General features: G+C 65.3%; 17 protein-coding genes and 1 pseudogene. 11 read left to right on the forward strand and 7 right to left on the reverse strand.

Features of this window, described 5'->3' with window-relative positions; translation table 11 throughout:
* Positions 1-12 precede the first annotated feature (12 nt).
* From BS38_RS0113290 to BS38_RS0113305, 4 genes are all read left to right on the forward strand, one after another.
* Entirely contained in the window at positions 13-1506 is a 1494-nt protein-coding gene (locus BS38_RS0113290) for an NAD-dependent succinate-semialdehyde dehydrogenase (RefSeq protein ID WP_028271256.1), read from the forward strand.
* 82 nt (positions 1507-1588) lie between these two features.
* Positions 1589-3769, forward strand: coding sequence for a transglycosylase domain-containing protein (locus BS38_RS0113295; RefSeq protein ID WP_028271257.1), 2181 nt, complete (start codon positions 1589-1591; stop codon positions 3767-3769).
* Between the two features lie 303 nt (positions 3770-4072).
* The gene (locus BS38_RS0113300; protein ID WP_043438651.1) at positions 4073-5401 is read left to right on the forward strand and encodes an ammonium transporter; all 1329 of its coding nucleotides are present in this window, start codon (positions 4073-4075) and stop codon (positions 5399-5401) included.
* Between the two features lie 288 nt (positions 5402-5689).
* Positions 5690-5974 carry a DUF1540 domain-containing protein gene (locus tag BS38_RS0113305; protein WP_028271259.1) on the forward strand — a complete coding sequence of 95 codons (285 nt, stop codon included), beginning with the start codon at positions 5690-5692 and terminating at the stop codon, positions 5972-5974.
* A 140-nt stretch (positions 5975-6114) separates the two neighbouring features.
* Here the strand turns inward: BS38_RS0113305 and BS38_RS0113310 are convergent, their stop codons facing one another.
* On the reverse strand, positions 6115-6492 hold the full coding sequence (locus BS38_RS0113310) for a hypothetical protein (RefSeq protein ID WP_156037122.1): 378 nt from the start codon (positions 6490-6492) through the stop codon (positions 6115-6117).
* Positions 6493-6667: 175 nt separating this feature from the next.
* Here BS38_RS0113310 and BS38_RS27405 point away from each other — a divergent pair, with 175 nt between their 5' ends.
* Both BS38_RS27405 and BS38_RS0113320 read left to right on the forward strand, forming a co-directional pair.
* On the forward strand, positions 6668-6832 hold the full coding sequence (locus BS38_RS27405; RefSeq protein ID WP_197024942.1) for a hypothetical protein: 165 nt from the start codon (positions 6668-6670) through the stop codon (positions 6830-6832).
* A gap of 6 nt (positions 6833-6838) precedes the next feature.
* Positions 6839-7153, forward strand: coding sequence for a DUF6221 family protein (locus tag BS38_RS0113320; RefSeq protein WP_028271261.1), 315 nt, complete (start codon positions 6839-6841; stop codon positions 7151-7153).
* A gap of 10 nt (positions 7154-7163) precedes the next feature.
* Here BS38_RS0113320 and BS38_RS0113325 read toward each other — a convergent pair whose 3' ends face one another.
* The 3 genes from BS38_RS0113325 to BS38_RS0113335 form a co-directional block, all read right to left on the reverse strand.
* Complete coding sequence (locus tag BS38_RS0113325) at positions 7164-7916, reverse strand: hypothetical protein (RefSeq protein WP_028271262.1); 753 nt, start codon at positions 7914-7916, stop codon at positions 7164-7166.
* A gap of 75 nt (positions 7917-7991) precedes the next feature.
* Positions 7992-8600: a J-domain-containing protein gene (locus BS38_RS0113330; RefSeq protein WP_028271263.1), complete on the reverse strand. Its 609-nt coding sequence runs from the start codon at positions 8598-8600 to the stop codon at positions 7992-7994.
* Positions 8601-8744: 144 nt separating this feature from the next.
* Entirely contained in the window at positions 8745-9356 is a 612-nt protein-coding gene (locus BS38_RS0113335; RefSeq protein WP_028271264.1) for an NADPH-dependent FMN reductase, read from the reverse strand.
* A gap of 787 nt (positions 9357-10143) precedes the next feature.
* Between BS38_RS0113335 and BS38_RS27615 the strand changes: the two genes are divergently transcribed.
* Positions 10144-10575, forward strand: coding sequence for a matrixin family metalloprotease (locus tag BS38_RS27615; protein ID WP_231511243.1), 432 nt, complete (start codon positions 10144-10146; stop codon positions 10573-10575).
* 70 nt (positions 10576-10645) lie between these two features.
* On the opposite strand, the gene BS38_RS0113345 is transcribed toward BS38_RS27615, so the two are convergent.
* Genes BS38_RS0113345 through BS38_RS0113355 form a run of 3 tightly spaced genes read right to left on the reverse strand, consistent with a single transcriptional unit; the run spans position 10646 to position 13293 of the window.
* Positions 10646-11233, reverse strand: a complete 588-nt coding sequence (locus tag BS38_RS0113345) for an AAA family ATPase (RefSeq protein ID WP_028271266.1) — start codon at positions 11231-11233, stop codon at positions 10646-10648.
* A 58-nt stretch (positions 11234-11291) separates the two neighbouring features.
* On the reverse strand, positions 11292-12587 hold the full coding sequence (locus BS38_RS0113350; RefSeq protein WP_028271267.1) for an MFS transporter: 1296 nt from the start codon (positions 12585-12587) through the stop codon (positions 11292-11294).
* 58 nt (positions 12588-12645) lie between these two features.
* Entirely contained in the window at positions 12646-13293 is a 648-nt protein-coding gene (locus BS38_RS0113355) for a bifunctional 4-hydroxy-2-oxoglutarate aldolase/2-dehydro-3-deoxy-phosphogluconate aldolase (RefSeq protein WP_028271268.1), read from the reverse strand.
* Positions 13294-13385: 92 nt separating this feature from the next.
* Between BS38_RS0113355 and BS38_RS0113360 the strand changes: the two genes are divergently transcribed.
* The 4 genes and pseudogenes from BS38_RS0113360 to aspA form a co-directional block, all read left to right on the forward strand.
* Positions 13386-14192, forward strand: coding sequence for a DeoR/GlpR family DNA-binding transcription regulator (locus BS38_RS0113360; RefSeq protein WP_028271269.1), 807 nt, complete (start codon positions 13386-13388; stop codon positions 14190-14192).
* 77 nt (positions 14193-14269) lie between these two features.
* Positions 14270-14521 (forward strand): DUF2630 family protein, encoded by a 252-nt coding sequence (locus BS38_RS0113365; RefSeq protein WP_028271270.1) that lies wholly within the window; start codon positions 14270-14272, stop codon positions 14519-14521.
* 90 nt (positions 14522-14611) lie between these two features.
* A complete protein-coding gene (locus tag BS38_RS25130; protein ID WP_043438616.1) occupies positions 14612-15340 on the forward strand; it encodes a FadR/GntR family transcriptional regulator in 729 nt (242 codons plus the stop codon).
* A gap of 193 nt (positions 15341-15533) precedes the next feature.
* Positions 15534-15697 (forward strand): annotated as a pseudogene (gene aspA, locus BS38_RS27100) (aspartate ammonia-lyase); the annotation flags it as partial.

A 15697-nucleotide genomic window follows, 5' to 3' on the forward strand; every position in this document is an offset into this window, starting at 1 on the left:
CTGAGGAGCCCCATGACCATTTCCCCTGCCATCTCGCCCGAGCGGGAAGCCGCACTCCTCGCTTCCGTCCCCACCGGGCTGCTGATCGGCGGCCAGTGGACGGAGGCGTCCGACGGCGGCACGTTTGACGTGCACGATCCCGCCACCGGGGAGGTACTCGCCACCCTGGCGTCCGCCACCAGCGCCGACGCGCTGGCCGCGCTCGACGCCGCCGACAAGGTGCAGGCTTCCTGGGCGCGCACGGCACCGCGGGAACGCGCCGAGATCCTGCGCCGCGCCTTTGACCTGGTGACCGAACGCGCCGAGGACTTTGCCCTGCTGATGACCCTGGAAATGGGCAAGCCCCTGGCCGAAGCCCGCGGCGAAGTCACCGACGGGGCCGAGTTCCTGCGCTGGTTCTCCGAAGAGACGGTCCGGGATTACGGCCGCTACCTCGCCACACCCGAGGGCAAGAACAAGATCCTGGTCCAGAAGAAGCCGGTGGGTCCATGCCTGCTGATCACGCCGTGGAACTTCCCGCTCGCCATGGCCACCCGCAAGGTTGCCCCGGCCGTCGCCGCCGGCTGCACCATGGTCCTCAAGCCGGCCAAGCTCACCCCGCTGACCGCCCAGTACTTCGCGCAGACCATGCTCGACGCCGGCCTGCCCGCCGGAGTCCTGAACGTGGTGGCCTCCTCCAGCGCCTCGGGCATTTCCGGCCCGCTGCTCGCCGACCCAAGGCTCCGCAAGGTCTCCTTCACCGGCTCCACCCCGGTCGGCAAGCGCCTCATGGCCGACGCCGCGCAGAACGTGCTGCGGACCTCCATGGAACTGGGCGGGAACGCCCCGTTCATCGTGTTCGGGGACGCCGACCTGGACAAGGCCGTCGAAGGTGCCATGGCCGCGAAGATGCGGAACATGGGCGAAGCCTGCACCGCGGCGAACCGGTTCCTCGTCCACGAATCCGTCGCCGCCGAGTTCACGGAAAGGTTCGCCGCCGCCATGGGCGCACTCACCACCGGCCGCGGCACCGAACCGGCCACCCAGGTGGGTCCGCTCATCGACGCCGGCGCCCGCGACGACGTGCACGCCCTGGTGGCCGCCGCCGTCGACGCCGGAGCAGTTGCCGTCACCGGCGGTTCCCCGGCAGAGGGCGCCGGGTACTTCTACCCGCCCACCGTCCTGGCGAACGTGGCGAACGACGCCGCGATCCTGCGCCAGGAAATCTTCGGCCCCGTCGCCCCGGTGACCACCTTCAGCACGGAGGAGGACGCCATCCGGCTCGCCAACGCCAGCGAATACGGCCTGGCCTCCTACCTCTACAGCCGCGACTTCAACAAGCTCCTGCGCGTGGTCGAACAGATCGAATTCGGCATGGTGGGCTTCAACGCCGGCGTCATCTCCAACGCCGCCGCCCCGTTCGGCGGCGTCAAACACTCCGGGCTCGGCCGCGAAGGCGGCTCCGAGGGCATCGCCGAGTACACCACCACCCAGTACATCGGCATCGCCGACCCCCACGCGAACTGACGGACCGCCCGCCGGACTCTGGCTGGCGGGCGGCCGCCCGGCGTATTCTGGACACACGTCTCTCGCGTGATAGCTGGACAAAATGGCGCCGAAGAAGCGATTGGGTTCACGTCTGGCCGCGGCCTTGGGAAGGCTCGTCGGATTCTTTGCCGTGAGCGCCATCTGCGGAGTGCTGGCCGCCAGCCTGGTGGTTCCGAGCGTGGCGGCCGCCGGGGTGACGGTCAGCAGTTCGATTACATTCTTCAACAGCCTGCCCGGCGACCTCACGGTCAACGTTCCGTCGCAGGCCACCAAGATGGTCACGGCGGACGGCCAGCCGATCGCCACGTTCTACGCGGAAAACCGGGTGCGGGTCGCCCTGGACCAGATGTCCCCGTTCATCAAGGACGCGATCATCGCGATCGAGGACAGCCGCTTCTACGACCATGCCGGCATCGACCCCCAGGGCATCCTGCGTGCACTGACGTACAACCTCACCCAGGGCGGCCGGCAGGGTGCGTCCACGCTGACCCAGCAGTACGTCACCAACGTCATCAATGAGTCGTACCTTTCCGCGGACCAAAGCGAGCAGGTGATCCTTAGCGGCCAGAAGAGCGTTGGCGACAAGCTTCGGGAGATGAAGCTTGCCATCGAGCTGGAAAAGAAATACACAAAGGACCAGATCCTCGAGGGCTACCTGAACATTGTGTTCTTCAACCGTGACGCCTACGGCATCGAGGCCGCGGCACGGCACTTCTTCAGCACGTCCGCCAAGGAGCTCACCCTGCCGCAGGCCGCGCTGCTGGCCGGGCTGGTGAACAGCCCCAGCTTCTATGACCCCGCCGTTCACCCTGAGAACTCGCTGCAACGCCGCAACCAGGTCCTGGGCAACATGCTGGAACAGAGGAAGATCACCCAGGCTGAACACGACGCCGCCGTGGCCACCGGCGTGGACCTGAAGATCACCCCGGGCAGGCAGGGCTGCGCCGCCGCCGTCATCGCACCGTACTTCTGCGACTACGTGTCCCATCTGATCCTCAACAACCCGGCCTACGGTGTGGAACTCAAAGACCGGGAGAGGCTGCTGTACCGCGGCGGCCTGACCATCGTCACCACCCTGGACAGCAGGCTGCAGGCCGCCGCCCAGGCCCAGGTGGATGCCACCGCGGGAGCCAACCCGGACACCTGGGGTGCAGCCTTGGTGACCATCCAGCCCGGATCGGGCCGGATCCTGGCCATGGCCCAGAACACCGTATTCCTTCCGGCGGACGGGAAATTCGACACCCAGCTGAACTTCAACGTCGATTCCATGGATGCCAACGGCAATGACCTGAACGGGGCCGGCGGATTCCAGCCCGGATCCACCATGAAGCCGTTCACGTTCGCGGAGTGGCTGAATGAGGGAAAACCCCTGAACGCGATGATCGATGCGTCCCGGCGGACCTACCCGCTGAACTTTCCGTGGCGGTCCAGCTGCGGCAAGGTGCTCGGCGCCTACAGCACGGCTGAAAAGAACGCCGGGCTGGGGGCTGAAGACGACCTTCAAAACAACGACCTCGGATACTACCGGCCCATGCCCATCAACTACGGCCTGTACAACTCCATCAACACGGCAACCTTCGCCGCCGCCACGCAGCTGGATTTCTGCGGAATCCAGAAGATGGTGGATGCGGTGGGGATCCACAGCGGCCTGGACGGAGCCCAGGTGAACATGCATCAGCTGGGCAATCTGCTGGGCGCCATCGGGGTGGCTCCCCTGCACCTGGCGAACGCCTTTGCCACGTTCTCCAATGACGGCCGGTACTGCACTCCCATCGGCGTCGCGGACGTCAGCGACACCGCAGGGCGGCATTATCCGGCCGAGGCCACGCAGTGCCGCGCCGCCGTCAAGCCCGAGGTGGCCCGCGGGGTCAACGCCGTGCTGCAGGACGTCCTGAAGATGGGATCCGGGGTCTACATCAACCCGAAGGTCCAGAGCCGGGTTCCGGTAGCGGCGAAGACGGGAACGTCCAACAACAACGGCGCCACCTGGGTGGTGGGCTACACCTCGGGCCTGGCCACGGCGTCGTTCTTCGGCGACACCCTGCAGGGCCAAAAGAGGGCCGGCCAGAACATCACCATCAACGGCAACTTCTACAAGGCCATTGACGGCTACATGCTTGCCGGGCCGCAGTGGGCCAACTACATGATGGAGGTTGCCGGGCTGTACCCGGCAGATCCCTTCCCGGCCCCGCCGCCGTCCATGTACGTCCCGCAGCGGCCGACGCCGGCGCCCTTCCGCTAGCACGCAGCCGGCGGGCCAGCCACCTGGCTGGCCGCATGGCCGGCCGCTCCGCCTGCGGTGAGCCGCCCGTCATCTTGCCGAAACGCAACCTGTAGCCGCCCTCCCGTCACGCCGTCGAAGCGCCCCAGTTAACATGCCCGAAACAAGACGGTCATGTGATCTTCACGCTGGCCCCGTTCCTGTAACTTACCCGCAACCTAGCGCCCCATTATCGGAAACACGAAGGGGGAAACATTGAGCGGGGGCGTGGCCCGGAATCACTCGAGGTCCCGTACGGAAGACTTGATGAGAAGGGACACGCAGGTGCAAATCTCTGCGGAAAACGTCTGGCTGATGCTGTCGTCGGCCATGGTGCTGTTCATGACCCCCGGCCTCGGCCTGTTCTACGGCGGCATGACCCGTGCCAAGGCGGCGCTCAACATGATCATGATGAGCTTCATCTCGGCTGGCATCGTCGGTGTTGTGTGGGTCCTGTGGGGCTACTCCATGACCACCGGCGACGGCATCCTCGGCCTGTTCGGCAACCCCTTCGCCAACTTTGGCCTGCAGAACCTGATGGGCTCGCCGGACCTCATGAAGGCGGCCTTCAGCGCCACCTTCGCCATCATCACCGTGGCCCTCATCAGCGGCGCCATCGCGGACCGCGCCAAGTTCAGCGCCTGGGCGCTCTTCGTGCCCATCTGGATCACCCTGGTTTACTGCCCGCTGGCCTACATGATCTGGGGCGGCGGCCTCATGAGCGCCGGCGGCGCCATCACCGCCATCTTCGGCCAGGTGATCGACTTTGCCGGCGGCGCCGTCGTCGAGGTCAGCTCCGGAACCGCCGCCTTCGTCCTCGCATTGATCGTGGGAAAGCGCCAGGGATTCGCCAAGGACCCCAACCACCGGCCGCACAACATCCCGTTCATCATGCTCGGTGCCGCCATCCTCTGGTTCGGCTGGTTCGGCTTCAACGGCGGTGCCGCCACCACTGCCGAGCAGGCCGGCCTCATCTGGGTCAACACCCTGGTGGCACCGGCCGCGGCCATGCTGAGCTGGCTGGTCACCGAAAAGATCCGCCACGGGCACCCCACCTCCCTCGGCGCCGCTTCAGGTGTAGTTGCCGGCCTGGTGGCCATCACCCCCTCCTGCGCCAACATCACCCCCCTCGCAGCCCTGGGCCTGGGCCTCGTGGCCGGCGCGGCCTGCGCGGTCTTCGTCGACCAGAAATACCGGTTCGGCTTTGACGATTCGCTGGACGTCGTGGGTGTCCACTTCGGAGCCGGCGTCATCGGCACGCTCTCCCTTGGCTTCATCGCCCTGCCGGTGGACGGTGTGGGCGGCGGCCTCCTGTACGGCGGCGGTGCACAGCAGCTCGTGGCCCAGCTCGTCGCCGTCCTCGTCACCATCGCCTTGTCCGGCCTGGGCACGTTGGTCATCGGCCGCGCTATCCACAGGACCGTCGGTTTCCGGGTCAGCGAGGAAGCCGAAAACGCGGGCGTGGACCTCTCCGAGCATGCCGAGACGGCCTACGCATTCGGCGAACTGTCGCGCAGCCGGTTCAACCCTTTCCATCACGCACTGCCCGCTCCGGCAACAACCAACGCTCCGGCAACTGCCCAGGCACAGGAAAAGCAAGACAGCCTGGTGTAGCCGCCTTGCTGTTGGCAGGTGAGCCTATGAGAGGTGAGCCCGTGGGAGGTGAGGGGCCGGCGGCGGTCTTTGGGAAGGCCCCCCGGACGTGCCGGGAGTCGTGCCGTCGGCCCTACGTCCATCATAAGAAGCGGCGCGTTGCCGGACCATAGGCCGTAATGCCCTAACCAGTCGCAGGAACCCGGCAATTAGGTCACACGTTTGGGTCTTTTTGATCCGGCCGGGCAGGCTTACCGTGGGTCACAGGGAGCAGCCCGCCCGGGCAGCCGAACCACGGAGGATCTTCCTATGACAACGCACGTCGCAGACTGCAGTGTTTCCAACTGTTCCTTCAACGACCACTCGAATTGCAGTGCCGCCGCCATCACCGTCGGCGGGACCCAGGACCATGCATCCTGCGCTACCTTCATCGACACCGGCATGCACGGCGGACTGCCCAAGGTCCTGGCCGACGTCGGAGCCTGCCAGCGCTCCGAATGCGTCCACAACGACCACCTGATGTGCAAGGCCCCGGAGGTCCATGTGGGTCCGGGCGCAGACAATGCGGACTGCCTGACGTACTCGCACGCGTAGCGGGGCGGGGACTCCCCCGGCATAGGGACCAAACAGCAGCAACTGAAAGCAGAGGACGACGGCGGGACTTCCCGCCGTCGTCCTCTTGCGTTAGTGGCTGCCTGCAGTCAGCCGCGGCGGACGCCGGGTGTCAGCCGCCGTCAGTCATCGCTGGACGGCGGTTCCGGTTCGGGCTCTTCCAGCCAGTTCACAACGCTGCTGCCGCCGTGCGCCCGGTTAAGCGTCTCCTGCAGGGCATCGGCTTCCTGCGCCGCAAGGTCCAGTTCGGACACGGCGATCATCACGCCGCGGGCGCTTTCGTTGTGCGGGCGGGAGTAATGCGTTCCCGCGGCCGCCGCCCTGTGCCATGCGGCCAGTTCCCGGATGGCCTGCGCGATGGAGCCCTGCGTTTCAGTGAGGCTGCGGAGGATTTCGTGGCTGTCCGATGGCGCGTCCAGGTTCCGGGTGGCACGGGCCAGATAGCGGGCCGCCTCCTGCATCTGCTGCGCCGCGCGCCGTGGTCCGTTTGTCTCTGACACCGTCCTGCTCCTTCGCCTGGGCCGTCATCCGATGGACCCATTGTCCCCCACTCCGTCAGCCCCGGCAGGGCCGGAATGGTTCTTGACAGCGCTGCGGCTCCGGGCGCTAGATGATCAGTAGTGGGGGTCCCACGTCACCGCAGAAACCACAGCAACCGCAGCAAAAGGAGCGGACATGAGCGAGAATCCAAAGACGTCGGAGCGTGTCCACAGCGAGGCTCCGGCCGAAGGCGACGTGAACGCGGATCCGCGGGACATCCGGGCCCATTCGCAGGACCCCGCCGAAGGAGCCGACATCACAGTCGCCGACCTTGCAGACGGGGCAGCCGCCGAAAGCTGAGTGGTTGTGGACATTGTCGAGTTCCTGTCCGAGCGCATCAGGGAAGACGAGGCAGCGGCCCGGAAAATCCTCAGTGACCGCACGGTCTCCGAATCAGGGCGATGGTACGAACACCGCCTGCTGCTGGAGTGCGAGGCGAAGAAGAGGGTCATCCGGATCGTCGAATCTGCCCGGCAAACGGCGCTTGCAACCATGGTCAGCGACCCCTTCGAGGAGGAGTCCCGCTGGATCCCCGAAGCCATCGAGTGGACCACCCGATCGCTGAAGGCGCTGGCGCTGCCCTATGCCGATCACCCGGACTTCGAGGAGGAGTGGCTCTAGGCCCGTGCAGCTATCCCGCGGGCCGCAGGGAGGTAACCATGCGCTTGATGCTGCGGTACTCCGAGGTCTCCAGGTAGATCTTGGCTTTCTCCAGGTAGGGCAGGGACTCGTCCGCGGGAGTGTCATTGTTCGCCGGATCGTAGAAGGCCCCGAACATGGCCGCGTTCGGCGGCCACGTGAAGAACTGGAAGATGGCGCAGGCCGAGTCCCCGGCCGGCGGAGGACCGGACGTGATCCCGTACGCCGCAGCCGGAGTGTCTGCCGGTCCCGGGGCGGTGGCGTTTCCCCTGGTCTCATAGACGAACCGCGGCGTGGCGCCTTTCAGGGTCAGCGCCGTCAGGTCCTGGGAGTCGAGCACCGAGTACGGGTACCGGTCCACGCAGGTGGACCCTGTTGCCATGTTGGTCCGCAGCGTCGCCAACGGTTTTCCTGCAGTGTTGGTGACCTCCGCGAAGGCGCCTCCGCCCTCCGCCAGTTCCCCCGCGGGATCCCTGACGCTCCACGTGGTGGGAAGGTCGAACGTGAGCTGGCCGTCCGCCGTCGTGTAGCTCGTCCACGCTACGGACTCAGGGGCCGCGGGCTCAGTGGAGGTCCCGCCGGCAGCCGGCGTTTTCGTGTTGTCCGGGGTTTGCGTCGCGCCTGACGGGGCGCTGGCTGGCGCGGACGCCGGGAGGTCACTCGCCGATTCCGTAGGCGGCCCGGGAGGTCCCGGTTGCTGGCCGCAGCCGGCCAGCAGGAAGGCGAAGACGAGAACGACAGGCAATGCTAAGTGGGACGATGCCGACGCGCGCATGCCAACCTCCAGGGGCCGCGAGATAGTCCCTCTATTGTGGCCCTGTCACGACCCCCCGTTCCAGATCCGCCGCCACCAGGATCTCTTCAGTTCAGGCTCCGCCGGCTGCGCGGCCGCAGCTGCAGTGCGCTCAGCGCGGCGTTCGCGCCAGCGCTCCACTTCAGCATCAATGTCACGGGTCTTCGTGATGACGGGTGGTCCGCCCTGGAGCTGGCGGCGGGCATCGATCACGCGCTTGTTGAAGTCCGCCAGGATGTCGCGGACCTGCTTCTCGGCAAACTGGGCGTCGAGCCGGGCGTCCAGCTCGGAGTCTTCGGTCCGCAGGAGGATGGCTTTCGGCCCCATGCCGGTGAGGTTCTCGCGCTGGATCAGGCCCTTGACCCACCAGTCGGGATCGTAGGCCTCGCCCAGCCCCGGGATGGGTTTGCCGGCGTACTTCAGGTTGTCGAACTTCCCGTGGGCCATGGCGTCCCGGATCAGGTATTCGGCCCGTTTGGCGTCGTCCACTTTCCGGCGCTTTTCCCGCTCTTTTGCCTCGGCGGCGGCGAGCTCGGCTTCCTCGGCGGCCGTCATGCCGGTTGCCCGGACGGCCCGCAGTTCGACGGCCCGTTCCAGGCGGCGCTTGAACGCGCTGCCGGTTCCTTCGCTGGTCATGTCCACACCGCCCCTGGCCGATCCTGAATAGCCTGCCTTCCAGTATTCAGAGGACCGACGGGAGTTTCAACAACATGGCTAAGAAGCAATGCCAAAGCGGTCGACGGCGGGACCTCCCGCCGTCGACCGCTTTCGTTTTGTTCCCTAACGCGAGAGCTTGGCCTCGTCCGGTTTGGGGTCGCCGATGTGGCCGGGAGCGTTGGCGGCGAGGACCCGTTCCACGAACGCGCCGTATTCCTCCATGTAATGGCGCAGGAAGTCCGCGGTGCCCTGGTTGGTGACGGTTCCGTCCTCGGCGAAGTCGGCGGGATTGAACTTCAGGTAGGCCTCGGGGGCGTTGAGCTGGGGCGCGTCGAGGAAGCTGAGGACTGCGCGCATGGAGGACTGCATGACCGCGGTGCCGATGCTGCCCGGTGAGGCGCCGAGGATGCCGGTCGGTTTGCGGGCGAACGAGTTGGTGCCCCAGGGGCGGGATCCCCAGTCGATGGCGTTCTTGAGGGCGCCGGGGATGGAGCGGTTGTATTCGGGGGACACGAACAGGATGCCGTCCGAGCCCTCGATCGCTTCCTTCAGCGCACGTCCGGCCGGGGGAAAATCGGCGTCGTAGTCGTAGCTGTAGAGCGGGAGGTCCTTGATGGGAATCTCGGTGAACTCGAGGTCCTCCGGAGCCAGTTTGATCACGGCGTTGGCGAGTGTGCGGTTGATGGAGCCGCGGGCCAGGCTTCCTACGAAGTAGCCGATCTTGAACGTTGCCATGCGACAGATCCCTTCTTTGGGCCGGCCTGAGCCGGCTGGCCGACTGGTGGGCCATGCCTGACACAGGCTCGGCCCGTCAGCCAGTCCAGCACAGAACGCGGGCGGGGGCTAGGGGCGCGGGACCGCATTCACCGACGCAGCCCGTATGCTGGCATCATCCGTCAGGGACGACGGAATTCGTGCAGTCAGGGGGACACTGTTGCGTTCGTTTTCCACTAAGCGGGGCAATCCGCCCGCCAACCGCCAAAGCGCCAGCGGATTGCCGCCAGCCGTCCGTCGCTCAGCCAGCGGAAGAATACCGCAATGGGCAATTGACGAAGCACTGGGCCGCGCAACGGACAACGACCCGTGGCGTGCGGGCTCCGCGTCCCCTCAACGGGCTAAGAAACCGGGATTCTTTCGGCGCCCGGCATGGACCCGCGTGACCCGAAGGGCGAGAAGAAAGTCCACGGCGGGCTTGGCGATCGCACTCATCGTCGGCCTTTACTTCACTCCATCGCTGCTGGAAAGGTTCGTTCTGCCAGCCGTTCTGCCGTACCTTCCGGGCTCCAAGGTGCCACCGCCAGGCTTTGAGGCTGCAGCTTCCCCGCTGGGCCGGCCGCCCGCTACGACCGGATCGCGCTCATACTTGCTCCAGCCGTCGCCTGATGCAGACCAGCCATTCGCCGCGTATGATCCCTGCCGCCCCGTCCACTATGTTGTCCGGCCAGACAACGCGCCGCCGGGCGCGGATTTGCTGTTGGCGGAGGCCGTTGCTGAGGTTTCCGCCGCAAGCGGTCTCCAGTTTGTGAACGATGGAGCAACGAGCGAGGGTCCCAGCGACGAGCGGAAACCGTACCAGCCGGACCGTTACGGCCAACACTGGGCTCCGGTTCTCATCGCGTGGTCCACTCCGGAGGAGTCACCTGGGCTCGCCGGAAAAGTCGCGGGGCTGGGAGGCAGCACCATGGTCAATGCCTTGGGCTCGCCCTATGTGCTGGTCGCAGGACAGGTGCGCCTTGATGCCCCGACTCTCTCGGAGATCATGCAATGGCCGGAGGGATCAGCCCACGCACGCGCCGTCATCACTCACGAACTCGGACACGTTCTGGGCCTCAGCCACGTCGATGACCCCAGCCAATTGATGTATGGCGAGGGAAACAATGTGACTGGCCTTGCCGACGGCGACCGTGCGGGCCTAGCAGTGTTGGGCACCGGCCAGTGCGTGCCGCAGTTGTAACACATCGAGAAGCGATGCTGAGGACGGCAGAAATCCCGCCGTCCTCAGCATCGCTTGAAGTTCTCTGACCTCAGGCCACCCCTGCAGTCAGCGCCGACGCGAAGTCCGTAATGTCCGCTGCCGCGGCGCTGTTGTCGAAGTCCACGTGGCGGGCTTCCTTCCATTGGCAGGAATTGGCCTGCGCCCCGGCCCAGAAGGTTTCCCAGTTGGCGAGTTTCCACTCGTCCCGCGGGTAGCCCCTGGAAATCAGGCGCTGACGGAGTGCCTCGCCCGCCAGCTTCACGTGGACAACCACCAGTTCCGCCTCCGGCCACTGGTGCTGGCAGCGGATCTTGGACAGGTAGTCGTCGTCCGTGAAGAACTTGCCGAACGGCGCGTCCAGCACCACGGAGTTTCCGGCCATCAGGTTGTCCCGGGTGAGGTCCAGGATGGACGCGTACTCCAGCGGCATGATGGTGCTCTGGTAGAACTCGTTGTTGTCCCGCTCGTTGGGGTCCGAGCCGTTGAGCCGCAGCAGCAGCTCGGTGAACCGGATGGTGGCGGTGTCCTTGTCGATGTACGCAGCCCCGAACCGCTGGGCGATGAGCCTGCTAACGCTGGACTTTCCGGAACCGGCCGGGCCGATCACAAAGAACACTTTGGGGATGGTGGTAGTCAACTGCCTGTTCTTCCTCGAACCGTGGAACTTGAAACGTAGAACCGGTACCGCGCCGTGCCTAGGCCGAGATAGCCGCGCGGCGGTCCTTGACGAAGATGCCGTAGGACAGGGCACCGACGATCAGCAGCATGCCGCCGATTAGGAACACTAGCGTGTAGTTGCCGCCGGTCTCGTTCAGGATGAACCCGGTGACGATCGGTGCCACCGCGGCGCCGAGGAACCCGCCGAAGTTCTGGATCGCGCCCAGGGATGCCACCTGGTTGGATTCCGCGATATCCGACGCCAGTGTCCAGAGGACCCCGATCGGCACCTGGGCCGCGAAGTAGCCGACGGACAGCAGCACGATGGCCAGTGCCGTGTTCTCGACGTACGCCACCGGAAGCACAGCGGCAGCGGCGAGGAGTGCACCACCCACGATCGGGATCTTGCGGGCCGTGATGGTGGGGACTCCGCGTTTGATCAGTTTGCCGGAGAGGATGCCGCCGGTCAGGACACCGATGACGCCGCACAGGAACGGCAGGCCTGCGAGCCAGCCGATCTGACTCAGGCTGAAGCCGCGTGCGGTCTGGAGGTAGCTGGGCAGCCAGGTGAGGTAGACCCACACCGTGTAGAAGATGCCGAACGCGCCGAGGACCATGAACCAGGTGTTCTTCTGCTTGAGGAGTTCGCCCCAGCCGGCCTGCCTTTCCTTCGGCTGCTGCTGTTCCTCGAACTCGGCGCCCTTGATGATGAACTGTTCCTTCATCGTGGGGTCGCGGTAGATCCGCAGCCAGACCAGGGCAATGACGATGCCGAAGGCGCCGATAACGACGAACATGCCGCGCCACGTCATGGTGAGCATCAGGAACGTCAGCAGCGGCGGCGCAATCGCGTTGGCAATCTGTGAACCGGTGTTAACGATTGAGACCGGCAATGCCCGCTCGGTCTTATTGAACCACTTGTCCGCCACCTTGAGCCCCGAGGTAAAGAACGGGGACTCGGAGATACCCAGCGCAACACGGGCCGCGTAAAGGAAGCCGAAGGAGTTGGCCAGCGCCGACAGCATGGACACGATGGACCACAGCCCCGCCGCCCAGGCGAACATCTTCTTCGGTCCGAACCGGTCCACGAGGTAGCCGGCGGGAAGGTTCGCGATGGCATAAGGCCAGGAGAACGCCGAAAGCAACAGGCCCATCTGCAGGGTGTTGAGGCCGAATTCCTTGGCGATGGTGGTGTTGGCGATGCTGAGGTTGTTGCGGTCCAGGTAGTTGACGATGCCGCCGATGACGAGCAGCGCGATCAGGTACCACCTGATCCGGACGCTCTTCAACGGCTTCTCCTGGGACATATCGATTTCTGCTGAAGCTTGGCTCATGCAGCTCACTCCTTTGTGTTCTGGCGACAGTGGCTGTCGGTTCTGGGGGTGCCCGGGCTTAGCGGCGGGCGTCGTCGATTGCTGCGAGGAACGTCCGTGCCGCCTGGGACACGAGTCCGTAATCGCCGTCGTTCTGGGCAGCTTTGGTGACAAAGCTGCCCACGCCGACGGCGGTCACACCCGCAGCGAACCACGCGGCGACGTTCTCCGGGGTCACCCCGCCTGACGGCATGATGGGTGCCTGCGGCAAGGGCGCCATGATTGTTTTCACGTAAGCCGGTCCGCCGAGTTCGGCGGGGAACAGCTTGACGATGTCGGCGCCGGCTTCGAGCGTGTTGAGCACCTCGGTGGGGGTGAACGCTCCACTCGCGGTGACCGCCTGGTACCGGTTGGCGGTGGCGATCATGTTGGGGTTCAGCTGTGGGCTGACCAGCAGACGCGCACCTGCCGAAACCGAGGCGAAGGCTGCTTCGGCATCGAGGACGGTACCTGCTCCCACCACAATGCCTTGGTCGCCGTACTTGTCAACAAGGCGTTCAATGACGCCGAGCGCACCGGGAACAGTCAACGGGACCTCGACGGCGCGGATGCCGCCGTCGATGGCGGCCTCGGCAACGCGGTAGGCCTCGTCGGCCGAATCCAGCCGGGCGATCAGCAGGGCGCCGGTTCGGACGATGGTCTCTAGGGTCTCAAATTTGTTTAACATCGATTAAGAGATTACCCCAAATATTCACAAATCAGAACAGTGTGTGAAAAGTTGTTAAGATGGTTGTGACGACATCCCCGAAGGAGCCCCTCGTGAGCACGACAGCACGACCGCTGATCCCCGAGCAGCGCCACCAGGAGATCCTCCGGCTGCTTCGGCGCGAAGGCGTCCTGAGCATCCGCAGCCTCACGGATTACATGAACGTCTCCCACATGACAGTCCGGCGGGACATCACGGCGCTGGAGGACCTGGGCCAAGTGGTGTCCGTCCAGGGCGGCGTACGCCTGGCTGAGTGGACCAGCCAAGAGCCGCCTCGGGAACGCGAGTTCAGGGCGCAGCTGGAGCTGCCCCGCAAGCAGGCCATCGCTGAACTCGCGGCAGGGTTCGTGGAGGATGACATGGTGATTTTCCTCGACGCGGGCACCACCTGCCAGTCCGTGGTCCCCTACCTTGGCGGACACAAGAACCTCACGGTGGTCACCAACGACTTCTATGTGGTCACCAGCCTCTTCGCATATCCGAACATCGAGACAATACATACCGGCGGCATAGTGGACCCCTCCAGCGCATCCAGCTGCGGTCGCATCGCCGCGGACGCCATCAAGTCCATCAACATCGATTTGTTCTTCCTCAGCACCGGCACGTGGAACATGTCCCGGGGCGTCACGACGCCGTCCATGGACAAGGTGGAAGTGAAGCTGGCAGCCCTGGAGGCTTCGTCGTCGTGCTTCCTGCTGGCGGACAGCACCAAATTCGGCACCGTTTCCAAGTTCAACGTGGCACCGCTTGAAAAGCTTGACGCCGTGGTGACGGACGAGCAGCTCTCTGGGGAAATGCAGGAGAACATCCGGGATCTGGGCGTCGCTGTGCACGTGGCCACATTGGGGAAGTCGGCCTAACCCGGGCCGACAGGTTCTGGTCAGGCACCGCGGGCGACACTACGCTGGCTGGTACCCCCGCCAGGAAGAAGGACACCGTGGACGAACAGGACATCCTGCAACGCATCCAAGGACTCGTTGAGGAGGAACGCGAGCTTCGCGAAAATGCGGAATCTGCTGCGCCCGGGCCGGAGCATGCCCCCGACCGCACGCGGCTCAAGCGCATCGAAGAGGACCTGGACCAGTGCTGGGACCTGCTTCGCCAGCGGCGGGCCAAGCTGCAGTACGGGGAGAACCCGGACGAAGCGGCACCGCGGCCGGTCAAGCAGGTGGAGGACTACCGCGGCTGACCCGGCTGCGGCGAGCCGTTCTGCGGACACAGCAACCGCAACATTCAGGACACCTTTGACACGCCGTGTGACAGGTGCCATAGTTTCAGCATGGACCTGTTGGACAGCTGGACAGCTGCACAAGATCGAGTTGTACGCGTTGGCGCGGCTGAGGCGGTCTTCGCATCCCTCCGTAGCGCTATCGAAGGCGGCAGGATCCCGGTCGGCACCCGCCTCGACTCGGAGGCATCCCTTGCAAAGCAGTACGGCGTGAGCCGCACGATGGTCAGGGAGGCGCTACGTTCATGCACCGCATTGGGGCTGACCGCCACCCACACAGGCAAGGGCACCTTCGTCATTGCTGACAAAGTTGCCCAGGACCTCAAACTTGGCAAGTACTCGGCAAGCGCCCTCGTGGAGGCACGTCCCCACGTGGAAGTGCCTGCCGCTGGGCTTGCTGCGCAACGCCGCAGCAGCGAGGACCTGGAAGCCCTCCGGGAGATCCTGCGCGAAATGTCCGAGGAGGACGATCTCCAGCAGTGGGTGCTTCTGAATACCGAGTTCCACGTGACCATCGCCCGGTGCAGCGGCAATGGCGTGTTCGAATCGTTCCTCTCAGACATCTGCGACGCCATGGCCAACCAGTCGAACACACTCAACCTCGTGGCTGACCGGCGCAAGGAATCGGGTGAGGAGCACGCCCGCATCTTCGCTGCCATCGAGAGCGGATCAGCCGAGGAAGCATCCCAGGCCATGAGAATGCATCTGCACGGGGTGGAATGCGCCCTGGGCACCATCGTCCCCGGAAGCGGGAACTCCAGGGCCGGCCATACGCGCTAGCTCCTAAACCCCGAACCGTACCCACCTTCCCCTGGCTTGCCCTTTCCGCGGCAAGCCCCGCCCCGCCTCCTTGCTGTGGCATAGCCATGCCACCGTGCAGGCTGAGGCGTCACTCCCGCCTGCCCCGGCCCCAGATCCGTACCGCCCAAAATTTTTCGTCCAAGCCCGTCAACGAAGCCCTGTGAGGACCCCAATGAACACATCCCCCACCACCCTGGACACCCGCTCCGAACACGACCTGCTGGGTGACCGCGACGTCCCCGCCGCCGCGTACTGGGGTGTCCACACGCTCCGCGCCGTGGAGAACTTCCCCATCACCGGCCAGCCGCTGTCCTCCAACATGTACCTGGTCCGCGG

Origin of the sequence: Arthrobacter sp. UNC362MFTsu5.1 (genome assembly GCF_000685965.1) — a bacterium.
Taxonomy (GTDB): Bacteria; Actinomycetota; Actinomycetes; order Actinomycetales; family Micrococcaceae; genus Arthrobacter.

Coding starts and splice junctions, on each gene's coding strand:
- BS38_RS0113290 (WP_028271256.1), top strand. CDS start 13: ATGACCATTTCCCCTGCCATCTCGCCCGAGCGGGAAGCCGCACTCCTC.
- BS38_RS0113295 (WP_028271257.1), top strand. CDS start 1,589: ATGGCGCCGAAGAAGCGATTGGGTTCACGTCTGGCCGCGGCCTTGGGA.
- BS38_RS0113305 (WP_028271259.1), top strand. CDS start 5,690: ATGACAACGCACGTCGCAGACTGCAGTGTTTCCAACTGTTCCTTCAAC.
- BS38_RS27405 (WP_197024942.1), top strand. CDS start 6,668: ATGAGCGAGAATCCAAAGACGTCGGAGCGTGTCCACAGCGAGGCTCCG.
- BS38_RS0113330 (WP_028271263.1), bottom strand. CDS start 8,600: ATGACCAGCGAAGGAACCGGCAGCGCGTTCAAGCGCCGCCTGGAACGG.
- BS38_RS0113335 (WP_028271264.1), bottom strand. CDS start 9,356: ATGGCAACGTTCAAGATCGGCTACTTCGTAGGAAGCCTGGCCCGCGGC.
- BS38_RS0113350 (WP_028271267.1), bottom strand. CDS start 12,587: ATGAGCCAAGCTTCAGCAGAAATCGATATGTCCCAGGAGAAGCCGTTG.
- BS38_RS0113355 (WP_028271268.1), bottom strand. CDS start 13,293: ATGTTAAACAAATTTGAGACCCTAGAGACCATCGTCCGAACCGGCGCC.
- BS38_RS25130 (WP_043438616.1), top strand. CDS start 14,612: ATGGACCTGTTGGACAGCTGGACAGCTGCACAAGATCGAGTTGTACGC.